14 protein-coding genes are annotated in these 18041 nt (G+C 60.2%); 8 read left to right on the plus strand and 6 right to left on the minus strand.

Translation table 11 applies throughout. The features are described 5' to 3' along the window. Positions 1–79 precede the first annotated feature (79 nt). On the minus strand, positions 80–703 hold the full coding sequence (locus J7E24_RS06375; RefSeq protein ID WP_215136306.1) for a NifU family protein: 624 nt from the start codon (positions 701–703) through the stop codon (positions 80–82). A 335-nt stretch (positions 704–1038) separates the two neighbouring features. On the opposite strand from J7E24_RS06375, the gene J7E24_RS06380 reads away from it, so the two are divergent. After that, entirely contained in the window at positions 1039–2397 is a 1359-nt protein-coding gene (locus J7E24_RS06380; protein WP_215136308.1) for an HTTM domain-containing protein, read from the plus strand. Here J7E24_RS06380 and aroC read toward each other — a convergent pair. Together aroC and J7E24_RS06390 are read right to left on the minus strand one after the other, a co-directional pair. Next, the gene (gene aroC, locus J7E24_RS06385; protein WP_215136310.1) at positions 2394–3473 is read right to left on the minus strand and encodes a chorismate synthase; all 1080 of its coding nucleotides are present in this window, start codon (positions 3471–3473) and stop codon (positions 2394–2396) included. The two genes, J7E24_RS06380 and aroC, sit on opposite strands and share 4 nt — an antisense overlap. Positions 3474–3668: 195 nt before the next feature. Continuing rightward, positions 3669–5150 carry a BatD family protein gene (locus J7E24_RS06390; RefSeq protein ID WP_215136312.1) on the minus strand — a complete coding sequence of 494 codons (1482 nt, stop codon included), beginning with the start codon at positions 5148–5150 and terminating at the stop codon, positions 3669–3671. Positions 5151–5700: 550 nt separating this feature from the next. On the opposite strand from J7E24_RS06390, the gene J7E24_RS06395 reads away from it, so the two are divergent. The 5 genes from J7E24_RS06395 to J7E24_RS17975 all read left to right on the plus strand — a co-directional run bounded on the left by J7E24_RS06395 (position 5701) and on the right by J7E24_RS17975 (position 9730). After that, positions 5701–6423, plus strand: coding sequence for a ferritin-like domain-containing protein (locus J7E24_RS06395; protein ID WP_215136314.1), 723 nt, complete (start codon positions 5701–5703; stop codon positions 6421–6423). A gap of 29 nt (positions 6424–6452) precedes the next feature. Beyond that, a complete protein-coding gene (locus J7E24_RS06400; protein ID WP_215136316.1) occupies positions 6453–7256 on the plus strand; it encodes a ferritin-like domain-containing protein in 804 nt (267 codons plus the stop codon). A gap of 303 nt (positions 7257–7559) precedes the next feature. Next, positions 7560–8288 carry a ferritin-like domain-containing protein gene (locus J7E24_RS06405; protein WP_215136318.1) on the plus strand — a complete coding sequence of 243 codons (729 nt, stop codon included), beginning with the start codon at positions 7560–7562 and terminating at the stop codon, positions 8286–8288. Positions 8289–8307: 19 nt separating this feature from the next. Then, on the plus strand, positions 8308–9237 hold the full coding sequence (locus J7E24_RS06410) for a ferritin-like domain-containing protein (protein ID WP_215136320.1): 930 nt from the start codon (positions 8308–8310) through the stop codon (positions 9235–9237). Between the two features lie 298 nt (positions 9238–9535). Beyond that, positions 9536–9730 (plus strand): hypothetical protein, encoded by a 195-nt coding sequence (locus J7E24_RS17975; protein ID WP_251047062.1) that lies wholly within the window; start codon positions 9536–9538, stop codon positions 9728–9730. A gap of 101 nt (positions 9731–9831) precedes the next feature. Here the strand turns inward: J7E24_RS17975 and queG are convergent, their stop codons facing one another. Continuing rightward, positions 9832–10794, minus strand: coding sequence for a tRNA epoxyqueuosine(34) reductase QueG (gene queG / locus J7E24_RS06415; protein WP_215136322.1), 963 nt, complete (start codon positions 10792–10794; stop codon positions 9832–9834). 110 nt (positions 10795–10904) lie between these two features. Here queG and J7E24_RS06420 point away from each other — a divergent pair, with 110 nt between their 5' ends. Then, positions 10905–12989 (plus strand): HelD family protein, encoded by a 2085-nt coding sequence (locus tag J7E24_RS06420; RefSeq protein ID WP_251047063.1) that lies wholly within the window; start codon positions 10905–10907, stop codon positions 12987–12989. An 83-nt stretch (positions 12990–13072) separates the two neighbouring features. Here the strand turns inward: J7E24_RS06420 and J7E24_RS06425 are convergent, their stop codons facing one another. After that, positions 13073–13852, minus strand: a complete 780-nt coding sequence (locus tag J7E24_RS06425; RefSeq protein ID WP_215136324.1) for an MBL fold metallo-hydrolase — start codon at positions 13850–13852, stop codon at positions 13073–13075. Positions 13853–14017: 165 nt separating this feature from the next. Beyond that, a complete protein-coding gene (locus tag J7E24_RS06430; RefSeq protein ID WP_215136326.1) occupies positions 14018–15361 on the minus strand; it encodes a vanadium-dependent haloperoxidase in 1344 nt (447 codons plus the stop codon). Positions 15362–16033: 672 nt separating this feature from the next. Here J7E24_RS06430 and nagB point away from each other — a divergent pair. Then, complete coding sequence (nagB, locus tag J7E24_RS06435; RefSeq protein ID WP_215136328.1) at positions 16034–17977, plus strand: glucosamine-6-phosphate deaminase; 1944 nt, start codon at positions 16034–16036, stop codon at positions 17975–17977. Positions 17978–18041: the final 64 nt, after the last annotated feature.

The following is an 18041-nucleotide window of genomic DNA, read 5'->3' on the forward strand; positions in this document are numbered from 1 at the left end:
GAGCCCGGCCAATTAATTGGCCGGGCTCTTTTACGTTAGAAGCACACGCCTGTGTATGCAGCATTTGTGCTGTTTATGCTTAAATCGTGATGCCTTCAGCTACGACCGATTTCACCTCAGGAACCATACGCTTGAGCAGATTTTCGATGCCCGACTTAAGCGTAACCGTGGCCGAAGGGCAGCCGGAGCACGAGCCCTGCAGGTTTACGGTTACAATGCCGTCGTTGAAGCTTTTGAACGTGATGTTGCCACCGTCCTGCTCCACGGCGGGGCGCACGTAGTTATCAAGCAGGTCGATGATTTTCTGGCTGGTGGCCTGGTCGGCTTCCGAAGCATCGGCGGGCGCAGCCGAAGCCTGCGCCGCCTGCTCAGCCGCAGGGTCGACGGTGAAGATGGGGCCGTTGGCCTCGATGTACGACTTAAGGAAGGTGCGCAGCTCCGGAATCAGCTGCGCCCACTGGTGGTCGGTGCTCTTGGTAATGGTCACGAAGTTCTGGGCAATGAACACGCGGCCCACATAATCGAAGTTAAACAGCTCCTGGGCCAGCGGCGAATTAACGGCGGCTTCCAGGTTGGGGTAGTCTACGCTCACGCCATCAGCCAGCAGCTGGGCATTGAGCACGAATTTCATGGATTCGGGGTTGGGCGAAGCCTCGGCGTATATCGATACCGGGCCAGCGGGGGCAGTGAGTTGTTCAGCCATGTTTGAAAGACTTGGAGACAAGCGGAGAAAAATCGGGGCGTTTTGGTCGGCCCCATTACCATGAAACCGCGCGGGGCGGCAATAGTTGCAAAGGTAACGTGTTTGGTTAAGCTGCAAGCCACAAGCCGCAAGCCGCAAGCCACAAGCCACAAGCCACAAGCTGCAAGCCACAAGCCGCAAGCCACAAGCCACAAGCTGCAAGCCGCAAGCCACAAGCTGCAAGCCGCAAGCCACAAGCCGCAAGCCACAAGCAGATGTTGGACATCAGCTTGTAGCTTGCAGCCTGAAGCTTGCAGCCTGAAGCTTGTAGCCCCAGTGCCCCAGTAGCCCCAATTATGTCCCGCCTAATTGCCGCTTTATTTCGTCCTGTTGATATTGCTTGGCTGGTCTATTTCCGGCTGGGTGCGGGCTTTCTGCTGGCGCTGGAGCACGGTGGAGCTATTCTATTGGGGCGGGTACGCAACTACACCGAGCCGCAGTTTCACTTCCGCTACCTGGGCTGGGAGTGGCTGCCGCACCCGCCGCCCGCCGGTATTTATGCGCTTTACGGGTTGGTGGTAGCTGCCGGGTTGGCCGTGGCCGCCGGCTGGCACTACCGCTTGGCGGCTACCCTGCTAAGCCTGGGCTACGGCGCTCTGCTGCTGCTCGAAGAAACCGAATACATCAATCATTTCTATTTGTATGCGCTGGTGGCGGCCGTGCTGGCGGTGCTGCCCGCCCACCGCGCCGCCTCGGCCGATGTGCGCGCCGGCCGCGTGGCCCCGGCCACCACTACCCCGGCCTGGACGCGGCTGGTGCTGCTGTTTCAGATGGGGCTGGTGTACGCGCTGGCGGCTTTGGCCAAGCTGAATCCTGACTGGTTGGCGGCCCGCCCCCTCACGGTGTGGCTGGCAGCCAAGGCCAACTATCCGCTCATCGGCCCGCTGCTGAGCCAGCCGGCCGCGGCTTGGGCGCTGAGCTACGGCGGCATTGTGTTTGATGCCCTGGTGGTGCCGCTGCTGCTGTGGCGGCGCAGTCGGCCCTGGACTTTTGGAGTAGCCGTACTGTTCCACCTTACCAATGTGGTGGTGTTCGGGCTGGGCACTTTCCCGTGGTTTTCCATCCTGCTGACCAGCCTGTTTTTCGCTCCCGATTTCCCGCGCCGGCTGCCGGGCTTCGTGGGCCGCTGGTTCCGGGCGCGGGTGCCACTGCCCAATGGGGCGCCCCCCGAAACGTTGGTCGTTGCGCCTCGCCGGGCCCGCTGGGTGCTGGCGGGGCTGGGCTTATTCGGTTTGGTGCAGCTACTGCTACCGTTACGCCACTTCCTCTACCCCGCCGATGTGCACTGGACCGAGGAAGGCCACCGCTTCAGCTGGCACCTGATGCTGCGTAGCAAAACCGGTACGGCCATGTTCCAGGTAGTGCTGCCCGGCGGACGCGAGGAGTGGGTGCACCCGCAGAACTACCTCACGTCCAACCAAGCCCATAAGCTCAGGGCCAACCCCGACCTGCTGCTGCAGTTCGCGCAGTTGCTGGGCCAGGATTTCCGCCGCCGGGGCCAGCCACCGGTAGCCATCTATTGCCATTCGAGCGTGAGCTTAAACGGCCACCCACCCCGACCACTCGTCAACCCTACGCTTAACCTGTTGCGTGTGCGCCGCACCCTGGCGCCCGCCTCCTGGGTGCTGCCCGGCCCGGTAACCGACGCGCATTAAACCTTGTTGGCCCGGGCCCGGAGCAGCATATCGGCCAGCACGAGGCTGGTCATGGCATCCACGATGGGCACGGCGCGGGGCAGCACGCAGGGGTCGTGGCGGCCCCGGCCGGCCAGCGTAACGGCCTCGCCCTGGTCGTTGATGGTGGCCTGAGGCTGCAGAATGGTGGCCACGGGCTTGAAGGCGACCCGGAAGTACACGTCCTGGCCGTTGCTGATGCCGCCCTGAATGCCGCCCGAGTGGTTGGTGCGGGTGCGCACCTGTCCGGTAGCCTCGTCAGTATAAAAAGCGTCGTTGTGCTCGGAGCCGAACAGCAGCGTGCCGGCAAAGCCCGAGCCGTATTCGAAGCCCTTCACGGCGTTGATGCCCAGCATGGCCCGGCCGAGCTCAGCGTGCAGCTTATCGAATACCGGCTCGCCGAGGCCGGCGGGCAGGCCCTGCACCACGCCCGTTACGAGGCCACCTACCGTATCGTGCCGGTCGCGGGTTTGGCGGATGAGGGCGGCCATACGCTCGGCCGTTTCGGGGTGCGGGCAGCGTACGAGGTTCGAGTCAACCAAACTCAAATCAAGCCCCTCGTACCCTACCGGCACGGCCACCGCACCCACCTGCGACACGTAGCTATTTACTTTGATGTTGTGCTGATTGAGTAGCTGCTGGGCCACGGCGCCGGCGGCTACGCGGGCGGCCGTTTCGCGGGCCGAGCTGCGGCCACCACCCCGGAAGTCGCGCCGGCCGTACTTCTGGTCGTAAGTATAGTCGGCGTGTGAGGGGCGGTAGGCGTGCTCGATGTGCGAGTAGTCGTGGCTGTGCTGGTCCTGGTTGCGGATGTAGAGGCTGATGGGCGTGCCGGTCGTCTGGCCCCGGAAAATACCCGACTGCACCTCCACCCGGTCGGCCTCGGCGCGGGGCGTCGTCAGGTCCGACTGGCCCGGCCGGCGCCGGTCCAGCGCCGCCTGGATCTGCGCGTCTTCCACCGCCAAACCCGCCGGGCATCCGTCAATCACCACCCCAATCCCCGGCCCGTGCGACTCGCCAAAGGTGGTAATGCGAAACAGCGTGCCGAATGTGTTCATAGGTGGTGAATGAGTGATTTGGTGGGTAAAGGTACTGTCATTGCGAGCAGAGCGAAGCAATCTGCCTGACCAAAACGCGAAGTTCTGTCAAGCGAAAAGCCCTGACGTTAGATCTGTCCATTTCCCAATGCGTACTCTGGTCAAACAAATTGTTTCGCTCCGCTCGCAATGACAGTACCTTTACCCACCACTCCCTTACCGCCGCGCCTGCCACCAGCCCCACAGGGCAAAAACCACCAACACGCCCAGAAACAGATTGGCGTAGCGGCGCACGTCGCGGTAAATTCCACGGGGCTGGGGCGTAGTATCGGCGGCGGCCAGGGCCTGGCGGTAAAACGGGTCGGCAGGAACGGGGCGCAAGGTGTTTTCGGTGCGCTCGGGGCCGGCCACTACGGGTTGCAGCCTGGAGCGCAGCGTATCGTAGCGGGCCGTAGCGGGGTTGAAAACAATGAGCTGGAACAGCGTATCGAGGCGAACCGGGCCAGGTTGGCGGGCCACCAGGCGAAAGCGGAAGCTTTTGCGCCCTCCCACCCGACCGTTCTGGCGGGTTAGCGTCTGCTGCACTTCGGGGCCATAAAGCTCCAGCCCATCGGGGGCCGCGGGGGCGGGCAGGTTGGCGGTAGCCAGGTTGCCCTCGCCTTCGAGCGCAAACGTGTAGGCAAACGTGCGGCCGGTACGAAACGTGGTGCGGTCGAGAAACTCTTTCAGCTCGTAGTTGCCCACCGGCACCTGGTCGCGCAGCGGGTGGGGCGGCAGGGGCACTACGGGCATAGCCAGCGGGGGCGAGCGGTAGGTTTTGTAGCCTTCGAGGCGGTTGTCGAGGCCCTCGGCGGGTTTTTTGGCCACCTTGTACTTGCGCATCTTCAGCTCGATGGCCGGAAACGCGAGTGGGGTAGCGTTGAGCGGGTACAGCGTAGCTTCCCAAAGGCGGTAGCGCAGAAACGGCTGGCCGCCTACCGTAACGTTTTCGGGTACTACTTCCTGCTCGTCGAAGCTTTCCTCCCACACCGTGCGCTGGCGTAGTTGCCGGATAATGCCCGGCAGCTGGCCCGCAAAATCATAGAAATCGAGCACAGCCTGGTCTTCGGGGCGCAGGTAGAAATACAGCGCCACATGCAGGCCCTCGCCTACAAATACCTGCTTTTTATCGGGAGTAAGGGTCAGAAAAGCCTGGTCGCGCGGCTCGGTATAGTCCTGCGGCTTGGGCTTGCCGAACAGCTGGTCGAGTAGTCCCAGACCCTGCAAGGGGGCCGTGCTGCCGGGTGGAGGCACGGCATTGGCCTGCTGGGGCCCCACCTTCAGGCGCGCGCCCGCCGACTCCAGGCTCAGGCCGTTTACCTTCATACTGAAGGGTTTGACTTCGTACTCGCCCTCGGCAAATGCGGCGTAGCGCTGCGTAATGGTGAGTTCCGTGAAACTCTGGCCGCCCACAATGCGCGTGGTAGTAGTGCTCGATTTGCCGCTTTTCTTGAAACCCTCCAGATCGGGGAAGGCGGAGTAGCGTTCCAGCGGAGCACCGCGCAGCCGAAAGCTGATGGTATAGTACTCGTTGATTGGAAACGCGCCTGGCCCCAGCTCAATATCGGCATTACCGGCGGCCAGTGCCGGCTGCGCATGCGCACCAGGGGCCGGCAACAGCAGCAGTATCCAGCAAAACACAACCAGCACTAAACGCATGAGGCCCAACTTCAGCGGGTGGGTTTCAAAGCTACGAAAAACTGCCTTGAGGCTGCCAGAGCGGCCAACACCCGGTTGGCAGGCTGGTATCAGGGCAGCCAATTAGGTTGGGCCAGAACAATTTAGGGCCGTAGCCGTTGGCATCTGTAGCTGAACTATACAGAAAAGCGGTGGCTACCCGCAAAAGTGCAGCAGGGAAAAGCCCATCACTGTGCTTCAGCGCACATCCGCCAACCGGCTGTTTACATACGCGCTCAAATTCAGTACCAGCAATTCCTCCCTGCACTCAGCTGATTATCAGGCGCCTTTGTTTAGGGCATTCTATAACGCAATAGTTCTTACTGTAGAAAAAAGGATCATCTAACTATCAGCACATTACATATAAAATGTTACAGAATTTCGGTTATTCTCAATCCACTGCCGAGTTGTGGTCGTAACTCCACCCAGCAACTACCCTACCGCTTGTTTCGGCAGAAGTTCCTGATTTTTAATACCCTGCCCCAGGGCGCGCAGATTCACCTTGCCTTTTTTCACCCAAATTATTTCTCCAATGTCCAACATCAAGCAAAATGCCAGCGAAGAGGCGGAATTCGCCAAGCCGCTGTACACGCCCATCAAGCGCCGCTCGTTCTTCATGTACGCCGGAGCTACGGCCGGAGCTACGGCTCTGCTGCTCTCGGGCTGCGACGACGACGATAACGAAATCGTTACGCCTGACGGCACCGTGAATCTGGGCTCGGGTGATGTAGGCGTGCTCAACTACGCATACGCGCTGGAACAGCTCGAAGCCGCTTTCTATGCTCAGGTAAAGGCCACGCCCGCCGCCGACTTCTCGACCCTGGAAAAGGATTACTTCAACCAGGTAGCCGCGCACGAAGCTATTCACCGCGACTTTTTCAAGGCGGCTATCAACCGCGACGCACCCGGCCAGATCATCCCCGGCCTGACGCCTATCTTCACTTCCGTCGACTTTACGAAGCGTGCTTCGGTATTGGCTACCGCCAAAACGTTCGAGGATTTGGGTGTAGCCGCCTATAATGGTGCTGGTAAATACCTGAAAACGCCGGCTTACTTGGTAATTGCCGGACAGATTGTGTCGGTAGAAGCCCGTCATGCTGCTTATGTGCGCGACCTGATTTCCAATGGCTCGTTCGCCAACGAAGAAGTTATCGATGCTAACGGCCTCGACAAGGCCATGGAGCCAGTCGACGTAGTAACGGCAGCTCAGAGCTTCATCAAAGAGAAGCTCGACGCTTCGAAAGTCGGCAAGTAATTCCTCCTTCCTTTTAACGAGACTTCATCATGAACATACTTCGCATAATCGAGCAACTGTCGGAAGTAGACGCCGACGTACTTGGCCGCTTCGACTCCCGTCGGGCAGTATTCAAAAGCCTGGGCAACACCGCCAAAATGGGCGCGCTGGCTGCCGCTCCGGTTTTCGTATCCTCGCTGTTTTCGAAGGCATACGGCCAAACAACAACTCCTAGCGTAATCGAAGTCCTCAACTATGCCCTGACCCTGGAGCTGCTGGAGGAAGATTTCTATAAGAAAATGACTGCCGCCGGCAAAGTACCCGCCGGCGCTGCCGCCGGGGCTATTGCTACTATCCTCAAACACGAGACTGCCCACGTTAAGCTGCTGAGCGACACCATTAAGGCTCTGAGCGGCACGCCGGTGACGAATAAGAAGTTTAAAGCCTCAGCTTTCCCAGCCGACTATCCTACCCAGCTAGTGGTAGCCCAGGCGTTGGAGGATACCGGTGTACGGGCCTACAAAGGCCAGGCAGGTAATCTTATGAGCAACAGCGCTCTGCTCCAGGTGGCCCTCCAGATTCACTCGGTAGAAGCTCGTCACGCAGCTCATATCCGTGGCATGCGCCAGCAGCCAGCCTGGATTCCAGCTTCCGACTCGGCTCTGCCAGCTCCGCTGGGCCCGGTATATACCGGTGGTATCCGCGAGGATAACGTTATCCAATCGAACGTGAACATCACCAGCCAGCTCGGCACGCCTTACTCGGCTAATGATGCAGCGGCTTCGTTCGACGAAATTCTGACCATGGCCGAAGTGCTCGATGCTTCGCGCGCTGGTGGTTTGGTACAAGGATAAGCTGTTGTAGCTTTTTCGCTTCCCCAATAAAAACAGGCTGCTCCGTAAGGGGCAGCCTGTTTTTATTTGACAGGATGGCCCGCATGACATGACATCTGTGCCAGAGCCGGGAGTTGGGCAAGCTTGGGCAGGCTAACCGGCGCGATGCAGGTGCCCGGTGCGCTACCCGATACACTGGCCTGACAACCTTCCGGGCGGTATCGGTATCGTGGCGATAGAGCATCCGGGTTCAATGAAGTACCTTTACCTTCCGGAAGTTGGCAACCTGCGTTGGGTTGTGGCTTGTCGGGTTTATTTTCGCGTATGGCTGATTTGGCAGACACTTCTTTTTCGGGCCGGGCCCTGCGCCGGCGCACATTTTTGCGGGTAGCCGGTGCTACGGCTGCTTCCTCGGCGCTGGTACTGGCCGGTTGTGGCAACGACGACGACGACCCCACTCCGGGCCCGGATGCCGGTACCGGCACGCTCGTTCTTGCAGCCAATGATACGGGCATCCTCAACCTCACCTATCTACTGGCCCAGATACAGGCGTCGCTCTACCAAAAGGTAGTTACAACGCCCCCGTCCGATTTTACGGCCGCCGATACGGCTGCTTTTGTGGATATGCGCGACCACGAGGTTATTTACCGCGAGTTTTATAAGTCGGTGCTCGGCACATCCGTCTATGATAATGGCCTGATAACGGCGCTGGAGTTCAACTTCACGCCCTACACCCTCACCACGCGCAAGGGCGCATACGAGGCCGCCCGCACCCTCGAAGACTTGGCAGTAGGTGCCTACAACGGCCTGGGCCGGCGCCTGGCCAATAGCAGCTACCTGCGACTGTTGCTCAAAATAACGTCTGTAAAGGCGCGTCATGCGGCTTTCGTGCGCGACCAGGTTGAGTTCAACTCCTTTGCCGGGCCCGATGTGATAACGCCGACCGGCAACCAGGCCGGACTCGACACTATAAAAACGCCCGCCGAAGTGGCCAAGCTGCTCGCCCCGCTGGTACCCATAGTACTGGTGGCCGACAACCTGATGACGCTTTAAGCTCCGCTTTTTCTTTCTCATGGATTTTCTGAACCTGCTGGCCCGGTTGGCCGACCTCGATTCGACTACTGCCGCCCCCCACCTGGCTGCCCCGCGCCGCGCCGCCCTGGGCCGGCTGGGCCAGGCCGGTACCGCCCTGCTCCCGGGCCTGCTACTGGGCGCCCTCAGCCAGCCAGCCACCGCCGGCACCCTCGACACCCGCACCCGCCTCGATGTGCTGCTGCTGGTGCGCCAGCTGGCGGCCCTGGGCAACGAGCTGCATTCGCGTGCCTTGGGCCTCGTGGCCGGCTACCCAGCTCTCCCCCTCACGGCCACCGAAAAAGCCGGTATTCAGGTTATTCAGCAGCAGGAGGCGCAGCGCGTTGCGCTTTTCTCGCAGCTGATTACCGACGGTGGTGCCACGCTGCCGACCACGCCGCGCTACGATTTCACGGGCAGCCGCAACGGTACTCAAACGGCCCTCTACCCTGACATCCAGACAAACCCCGCCACCTACCTGCTGGTAGCGCAGGTATTGAAGGACGTAGCCGTGCGGGTATATAAGAGCCAGGTTGACTTTGTGCGCGCCGATGCCTACCTCACCGAAACCCTGCTGCGCAGCCACTCGGCCGAGGCCCGCCACGCCGCGCACCTGCGCACTTTGCGCCGGCAGCGCGGCGCCACGGTAAAAAGCTGGATCAGCCCCGACGATGCACCGGTGGCGGCCGCCAGTCCGGCTATTGCCAAAGTATACGAAGGCGAATCAAGTTTCACCCAGACCTATAACGCCAGCGGCGCCAATGGCCAGGGAGGCGCGCTGGTTTCGGTGCCCTTCGATTCGACCCTGCCTATTAATGTGGCAACGCCGCCGCTAAGCGCAGAAGCCATTCTGCGCAAGGTGGCCGAGGCCTTCGACGAACCCGCCGACGCCATTGTTGCTACTAATATAGCGGCCCTGTTTACGTACTAAATACGGGTTTTCCGGCTGGTTGGCAACCGCGTTTTTTTTGCAGGCGGAGTGTGGTTTTCCACGCTCCGCCTGCTTTTTTTGGCCCTGGCAGCCGATATGGCCACTACCGTAGCGTTTGCATCTGTCCGATAACATTTTGTATCTTTCAAGAAAGGAGCTACCCGGCTGCGGGCAGTACGGCCTTTTTCTGTAGCAGCCGTACAAGGGGCAGCCGGCCTGTTTAAAATCATTTTTTCACCTTCTAACTCATCCTTCTTATCCACCCTCCCACCTTTCCCACCTAAAATTATTTGCCACCATGTTGGAGTATGCTAAAACCATTCTGCTGAAAGTCAGCTTCGACAAAATTCTGTTTGAAAAGGAACTACGCAAGGCCCTGCGAAATCTGGTACCCGCCGATTTGCTGGAACTTAAAGCCTGGTGCTACCAGCAATTCTCCAGAATTTATCATCGCCTTCTGAACCGAGTTTTCGGTCAGCCCGCTTTGGGGTAAGCCCCACCTCTCCTGTTGCACCCACGCAGCCGGCACCGCAAGGGCCGGGCACCGCACCTACTGGTGGCGCTGCCCGGCCCTTGCGTTTGGAGGCCTGTGTGCTAGTCGGCGGCCGCGGGGGCGGCTCCGGGCACATCGTCGGCTACGAAGCGGATGTTGCGTTGCAGGCCCGCGTAGCCGGTCCGTTTCACGGCCGACTGCCGGAATAGCTCCGAAAACAGTTCGTGGGTTATTTCCTGCCAGTCACCGCGGGTCAGGTCTTTCAGGGCCGGGTGGGGGTTGAACTGCGGCTCGTGGTGCGGTTTGGCAAAGCGGTTCCAGGGGCACACGTCCTGGCAGATGTCGCAGCCAAATACCCAGTTGCCGAACTTGCCCTCCACCTCCCGCGGAATCTGGTCCTTCAGCTCGATGGTGAAGTAGCTGATACACTTGCTGCCGTCTACCACGTAGGGCTCGGTGATGGCCTGGGTGGGGCAGGCATCCACGCATTTGGTGCAGGTGCCGCAGTAGTCCTTGATGGGGCCGTCGTAGTCGAGTGGCACGTCCACGATCAGCTCGGCAATGAAGTAGAACGAGCCCACGCCGGGCGTAATCAGGTTGCTGTTTTTGCCCACCCAGCCCAGGCCGCTCTTTTTGGCCCAGGCCTTGTCCATCACTGGGGCCGAATCGACGAAGCAGCGGCCGCCCACCTCCCCTATTTCCTGCTGCATATCGTGGAGCAGCTCTTTCAGCTTGTCTTTGATGACGAAGTGATAGTCGCGGCCGTAGGCGTACTTGCTGACTTTGAGCGTGTCGTCGGGCTGCTGGGTTTCCTGGGGCGGATAGTAATTGAGCAGCAGCGAAATAACCGATTTGGCGCCCTCTACCAGCAGGCGCGGGTCGAGGCGCTTGTCGAAGTGGTTGGCCATGTAGGCCATCTGGCCGTGCATGTTCTGATTCAGCCAGTTTTCGAGGCGCGGGGCTTCCTCCTCCAGAAATCCGGCTTCCGAAATACCGCAGTACATAAAGCCCAGCTCCGCCGCCCGGCGTTTGATGAAAGCAGTATAGTGGGCCGTTGGCAACATAAGATCAGGCAGAAAGGAAGTACAAAAATACGTTATGCCGAAACGGCGGGCCCGCCAGCGGTGCGGAGTGCCGGGGCCCGCAATGCCGCGCCACTTCCATACCCCGGAATTTGCCCCGACCTTTGGGGTTCAATTTTCAGGAGTCGGCCGTGATAAACGCAACCCAGCAGGAGGAGAAGGAATACCTGGAGCAGATAAAGGAGCAGCTGACGCTGGCCATCCGGCGGGTAGACGGTTCGGTAAAGCAGTTTTCGGAGGAGCTTCGGGAGAAAAAGGAGTACATCCACGAGCACCAGTCGGGCATGGATGAGGCTGATATGGTGGCCGCCGGCCAGTCCATCAACCGCATGGCCTTTACGGGCGAAGCGGCCGTGGGCCGCAAGCGTAAGCTGCTTAAGCTGGGCCAGTCGCCCTACTTCGGACGCCTCGATTTCGCCGTGGCTGGCCGCGAAGCCGCGCCGGTGTACATCGGCATCTATTCCTTCTTCGACGAGCTGCAGCGCGCCAACCTGATTTATGACTGGCGGGCCCCCATTTCGTCGATGTTCTATGATTTCGAGCCGGGCCCGGCCTCCTACACCACGCCGGCCGGTTCGGTGCGCGGCACTATCGGCCTCAAGCGCCAGTACCGCATCCGCGACGGCCGGATGGAGTTTATGCTCGACAGCGACGTGAACATTCAGGACGATGTGCTGCAGCGCGAGCTGGCCAAGTCGTCGGACGACAAGCTCAAGAACATTGTCGCCACCATTCAGCGCGACCAGAACGCGGTTATTCGCAACGAGGAGGCGTCGGTGATGGTGATTCAGGGCGTAGCCGGCTCGGGCAAAACCTCTATTGCCCTACACCGCATTGCCTTTCTGCTGTACCGCTACCGCGAAACCATTTCTGCCGGCGACATTCTCATCATCTCGCCCAACAAGGTATTTGCCGACTACATCTCCAACGTGCTGCCCGAGCTGGGCGAGGAGCACATTCCGGAGATGGTGATGGAGGAGCTGGCGGCCGACCTGCTCGAAAACCGGCAGCCGTTTCAGACTTTTTTTGAGCAGGTATCGGCCCTGCTGGAGCATCATGACGCGGCGTTTATTGAGCGCATCCGGTTTAAGTCGTCGTTCGATTTTCTGAGCCAGCTCAATCAGTACCTGCTGCACATCGAGAATAGCTACCTCACGTTCCAGGACCTGCGGGTGGGCAGCACGCTGGTTCCGAAGGCGGTTATCGAGCAGAAATTCAGGGGTTACCACCGCGCGCCGCTGCTGAAGCGCTTTGCCCTGGTGGCCCAGGACGTGCGCGATTACGTGCGCCACGCTGCCGGCCGCAAGCTTAGCGGACGTGAGAAGGGCACGATTGGCGAGGCCATGAACCGCATGTTCCGGTTTCAGAATGTGCTCGACATCTACCGCGACTTTTACCGCTGGGCCGGCCAGCCCACGCTGCTCAAGCTCGGGCACAACCTGAAGCTGGAGTACGCCGACGTGTTTGCCCTGATTTATTTGCGCATCCGGCTGGAGGGCGTGAGCACCTACGCCCACGTAAAGCACCTGCTGATAGACGAAATGCAGGACTACACGCCCGTGCAGTACGCCGTGCTGTCGCGCCTGTTTACTTGCCGCAAAACCATTCTGGGCGATGTCAGTCAGACCGTGAACCCGTACAGCGCCTCCTCGGCCGAAACGATTGAGCGGGTGTTTCCGCAGGCCGACGTGGTCCGGCTCTACCGCAGCTACCGCTCGACGATGGAAATTACGGCCTTCGCGCAGCGCATCACGCCCAACCCCCACATTATTCCGCTGGAACGGCATGGGCCGGTTCCGGCTGTGGTAAGCTGCGCCAGCCCCGCTGAGGAGCTGGATATGCTTAGGCAGTTGCTGGCAGCCTTCGGTAATTCCGGTAACCAGTCGCTGGGCATCATCTGTAAAACCCAGCACCAGGCCGAGCAGGTGCAGGAGGCGCTGTCGGCCCCCAACGTTCACCTGCTCACCGACGAGTCGTCATCTTTCAAAGAGGGCGTCATCATCACCACGGCTCACCTGGCCAAGGGGCTGGAGTTTGATGAAGTGGTGGTGCCTTTTGCAGCGGCCCGCACTTACCAAACGGAAGTCGACCGGAGCATGCTGTACGTGGCCTGCACCCGCGCCATGCACCAGCTTACACTCACGTACACGGGTCAGCCAACTGGATTTCTGGCCTGACTGGTCCTCACCCAAAACGGGCCCGCCCCCGGTTGCAGCAACCAAGTGGCGGGCCCGTTTTGGGTGAGAACCAGTAGGCGGACCTACTTGGCGGCCGGGTACCAGTTACGCAGCCGTACGTCTATCTTCTTGTTAGCCGTCGTCACGGTCTTCTTGAAGCCGTCTACGTCGCTTAGGCCATTCTGGCCCCGGTAGTGGTAAGGATACACAATGCCTGGCTTGAAGGCCAGCACGCCCTGGGCGGCTTGGTCAGCATCCATGGTGTAGGGCAGGTTCATGCACACAAAAGCCACATCGATGTTCTTGAGGGCGCGCATTTCGGCAACGTCCTCGGTGTCACCCGAGAGGTACACGTTTTTGCCGCCCAGGTTCAGCACGTAGCCATTGCCCCGGCCCTTGGTGTGCATGGCATCGGCCGCTTCAGGCAGGTTGTACATGGCCACGGCCGAAACCGACATGCCCAGTGTGTCGAGGCGCTGGCCGTTGTTGAGAATGCGTACCTGCGCTTGGTACTCAGCGGGCAGCTTTTCGGCTACCGCTTTGGGCACTACCATCAGGGCTTTACCCACCGAAAGGCCCGCCAGCGTTTTGGGGTCGAGGTGGTCGCCGTGGATGTCGGTAATCAGGATTACATCGGGCGCGGCCAGTCCGGCATAGGCTTCGGCTCCGCCGTAGGGGTCCACGTAAATGGTTTTCCCATTCCAGGTGAATACTACGCTGCCATGCGTGATGGGCTGCACCGTAAGCGGGCCTTTTTTGGTGGCAATCTGGTCGGGGGCCGCCAGGGGCGCGGCGGCCGTTTGGGCCTGCGCCTGAACCGCGAAAACAGCCAGCGCGGCTGTGAGCAGGAAGGTGGATTTCATAGGGGCTTGTTGTTGGTTGCTGTTGAGTGAGAAGGATGCCATTCGGGAGCAATGCCGTTGCAGCCGCTGCCCCCGAAAACTGTGCCCTATAACTCTGTTGCGCCGCACAAGTTTCAGCGAGCCGATAATTCGGCTTTTCCTTAATCCCGCCGCCCCACCGGCCGGCTATACGGTGCCCGTCCAGTAGGCCCTGGCTTTTTCGAAAGCGTTGGCACCCACCTTTTTGCCCAGCTCCAGCCCCGACACGTTGCCCTCATAAAAGTGGATACCACCGTAGATGCGGGATTCGCCGGCATCGAGCGCCGCGTCGCGGAACGTGTTCCAGCTCAGCAGGATGCCCAGCACTTCCTCGTGCGGATCGGCGGCCAGCGGTTTGCGCTGCATATAGAAGTAGCCGAACTCGTCGCTGCCGGTGTAGGCTTTCAGCACGGTGGCGGCGGCCATACTAAATGTACTGTGCCCCGAAACATACTCCGAAAAGGGTGGGGTAGGAAAGTTATCCACCTGAAACGGCCGCCACAGTTCCCCGGGCATGTTGATGACGCCCTTGCCGGCCCCGCCCCAGGCCTTGATGGTTTTGCCCCGGAACAGATACCGAATTGCCGTGATGGGCCGGCAGTAGTCGTAGAACCGTTTGGCCTCCCAGGTCGCAATGGAGGCATCGAACACGGCATTCGAAAGGGCAAAAAACAGCTTTATGGTTTCCGCTAAATTTAGCCGGTCACGCTCCACGACAAACGTGGCTAGTATCAGCCAATGGCCCGGGGGCAATTCGGAGCGCGGGCCGTCGGCCCAGTATTCGGCCATCACCTTTTGTTTGGGCGTCAGGTTGGCCTGCACATCTATAACGTGGCGGGCCTGCTCCAGGAAACCCTGCGACGTAATGAGTTGGGGCGGAACGGGCCGGAACTGGCTGCTGCTGGTAAGGGCGAATGGAGTAACTTCTCCCCAGTGGGCCCCGATGTAGGAAGGCGTAGCCGGCCGGTTATCATCGTCGAGGTAGGTCAGCGGCTGCCATCGGTCGGGAAAAGGGATGTCCTCGGTGGTAGCGAAAAACGGCCGGATGGGGTTGTTCACCGGCATATAGCCCGATGTATCGGCGTAGTTACCGGCCTCGTTGGCCCCATCCGTCTGCCGGAACGTGAGCACCTGCTTGGCGGCCTTGTTACCCACGCCCACCGGCGAGCTTACACTAAGGGTGGTATCGGAGATAGAAAGCCCGAGCAACGTCATTTTCGCATCCAGCGCGTTTTTAGCCTTCGGATATTGATCGACCAGCGCGCGGTAGGCCGCAAAATGAACTGAGGTAGCTACGTTGGCTGCGTTACCCGGGGCAGTAGCCGCAAAATCGGTTCGGGTAAGGTTGGCTACCGAATCGTAGGCAGCCCAGGCATCGTAGATGCAGGTATACACAATGGCAATGGAGCGCGCCACCATGGGCGGCCCGGGTTTGGTGAGGCGGATGGCATCAAGCAGCAACTCGGTCCAGTCCTGTACAATGTTGGTCATAGCAAAGGGTTGAAAAGGTATCTAGATATACCAGGCTGCTGCCTCGCCCGCCCGCGCCATACATGCCCATTATGCTACGCCAACACCGGCAGGTATAATAGCATTATCTAATATACTATATTTTACACCTAAACCAAGTCAACCACTTGTTAATCAATTCATTTTACCAACGAACCAGTACTACACACTGACTAACCGAATGCACAGCCGATTGTGGATTCAGCGGCCGGCCGGAAGCAGATTAGCTACGGAAACAGGCAGATGCCCACCCGCCGCGTTGTCCTATTATCTCTTGCTCCCATGCCTACCCTCCACCGGCCCTACCCTGCCGCCACTGCCCAATAGTTAATCGGCTAAACGATATTGGGAGCAGGGTATTTGGCGGCACCTTCGGGGGCGGAACCTGCCTGGGCTGGGCGAATAAGAAGCGCATAGCTACATCCGCATTTTGGGGCATGCTTGTGGCCCTCCTGACCCAGCCACCCCTGCTTTTTTCTGCAGGCCATGCAGGCCAGCCCGGGCTTTCAGTAAGTTTTCAAGGCCGGCGTTTCGCTTACCAGAAAGCTTTTGCTTTATTGAGCCGGCACTTACGCAAAAGGTTCTCAGACATAATAGCGCGAACCTGATTGCACAAGTACTGCACTTGCTTAGTCACTTTTTACCCCCGGCCCGATGGCAAACCCGACTGCTCCCGTTACAACCCGGCTTAATCTGCTGGAAGAAACGCGCTTCGAAAAGCAGCCCGTTACTGTTTTCCCCAGCCCGCAGCTGGCTTCGGTGCAGGTGGCGGCGCGCATTGCCGCCCTGATCCGGCGCAAGCAGCAGCGTGGCGAGCAGGCCGTGCTGGGGCTGGCCACCGGGGCCACGCCGGTGCAGGTGTACGCCGAGCTGGTGCGCCTGCACAAGGAAGAGGGGCTCAGCTTTGCCAACGTCGTCACCTTCAACCTCGACGAGTATTACCCGATGGCACCTACGGCGCCCCAGAGCTACGTGACGTTTATGCACGAGCACCTGTTCGACCAGATTGACATTCGATCCGAAAACATCCACATCCCCGACGGCACGCTGGCCCCCGAAGACGTAGCCGACTTCTGCCTGCGCTACGAGCAGCAGATTGAAGAAGCGGGCGGGCTGGATTTGCAGCTGCTCGGCATCGGCCGCACGGGCCACGTGGGCTTCAACGAGCCCGGCTCAGCCCCCAACTCGGGCACGCGCCTGGTCACGCTCGACGATCTGACGCGCCGCGACGCCTCCCGCGAGTTTGGTGGCAAAGAGAACGTGCCGCGCAAGGCCATCACCATGGGCATCGGCACTATTTTTAAGGCGCGCGAGATTGTGCTGCTGGCCTGGAGCGGCAAGAAGGCACCCATTATAAAGAAGGCGGTGGAGGGCGACGTGTCGGGCGAGGTGCCAGCCACCTACCTGCAGCTGGCGGGCAACGTGGAGTTCGTGCTCGATGAGGCCGCCGCCGCCGAGCTCACGCGCTTCGATACGCCCTGGCTGGTGAAGGACTGCGTGTGGAGCGAGCAGCTGATCAAGAAGGCTGTTATCTGGCTGTCCAACACCTTGGGCAAGCCTATTCTTAAGCTCACCGAAGAAGACTACAACACCAACGGCATGGCCGAGCTGGTCACCGAGCGGGGTCCGGCCTACGACATCAACATTGCCATCTTCAACCAGCTGCAGCACACGATTACGGGCTGGCCCGGCGGCAAGCCCGGCGCCGACGACGCGCAGCGGCCCGAGCGGGCGCTGCCCGAAACAAAGCGCAGCCTCATTTTCTCGCCCCACCCCGACGACGACGTCATTTCGATGGGCGGCACCTTTATCCGCCTCATCGACCAGGGCCACGAGGTGCATGTAGCCTACCAGACGAGCGGCAACACGGCCGTGTGGGACGATGACGTGCTGCGCTACATGGAATTCGCCATTGACCTGGAGCGCAGCCTGGGCCGCGACGGCCAGGAGCTGCTGCGCGTGTACGAGCAGATGCGCGCCTTTATCGCCCGCAAGCAGCCCAACGAGGTCGACCCGCAGGAGATTCGCAACGTCAAGAGCTACATCCGCAAGAGCGAGGCCATTGCCGGCGCCCGCTACGCCGGCCTGCCCGACAGCCACATCCACTTCCAGGCCCTGCCCTTCTACGAATCGGGCAAGACGGTGAAGCACCCGGTAACCGACGACGACATTGCGCTGACCATGCAACTGTTGCAGCAGATAAAGCCGCACCAGGTGTTTCTGGCCGGCGACTTTGCCGACCCCAACGGTACGCACATCGTCTGTTTCAACATCGTGGCCGAAGCCCTGCGCCGGCTGAAAACCACCGAGAGCTGGGTGGCCGACTGCTGGGTATGGATGTACCGCGGAGCCTGGCATGAGTTTCCGGTGCATGAGATTGAAATGGCCGTGCCCCTGTCGCCGCAGGAAGTGCTGCGCAAGCGCAACGCCATTTTCAAGCACCAGAGCCAGAAGGATACGCCCGTTTTCCCCGGCGACGACGCGCGCGAGTTCTGGGTGCGCGCCGAGCACCGCAACCACGAAACGGCCCGGCAGTACCTACGCCTGGGCATGGCCAACTACGAGGCCATGGAAGCCTTCGTCCGCTGGCGCTTTTAACTTCTGTAAACCAGCCATATTGCGCCGGCCTGCTGGACAGGTCTGATTATGCCAGAACCGGTCC

Origin of the sequence: Hymenobacter sp. ISL-91 (genome assembly GCF_018613725.1) — a bacterium.
GTDB lineage: Bacteria > Bacteroidota > Bacteroidia > Cytophagales > Hymenobacteraceae > Hymenobacter.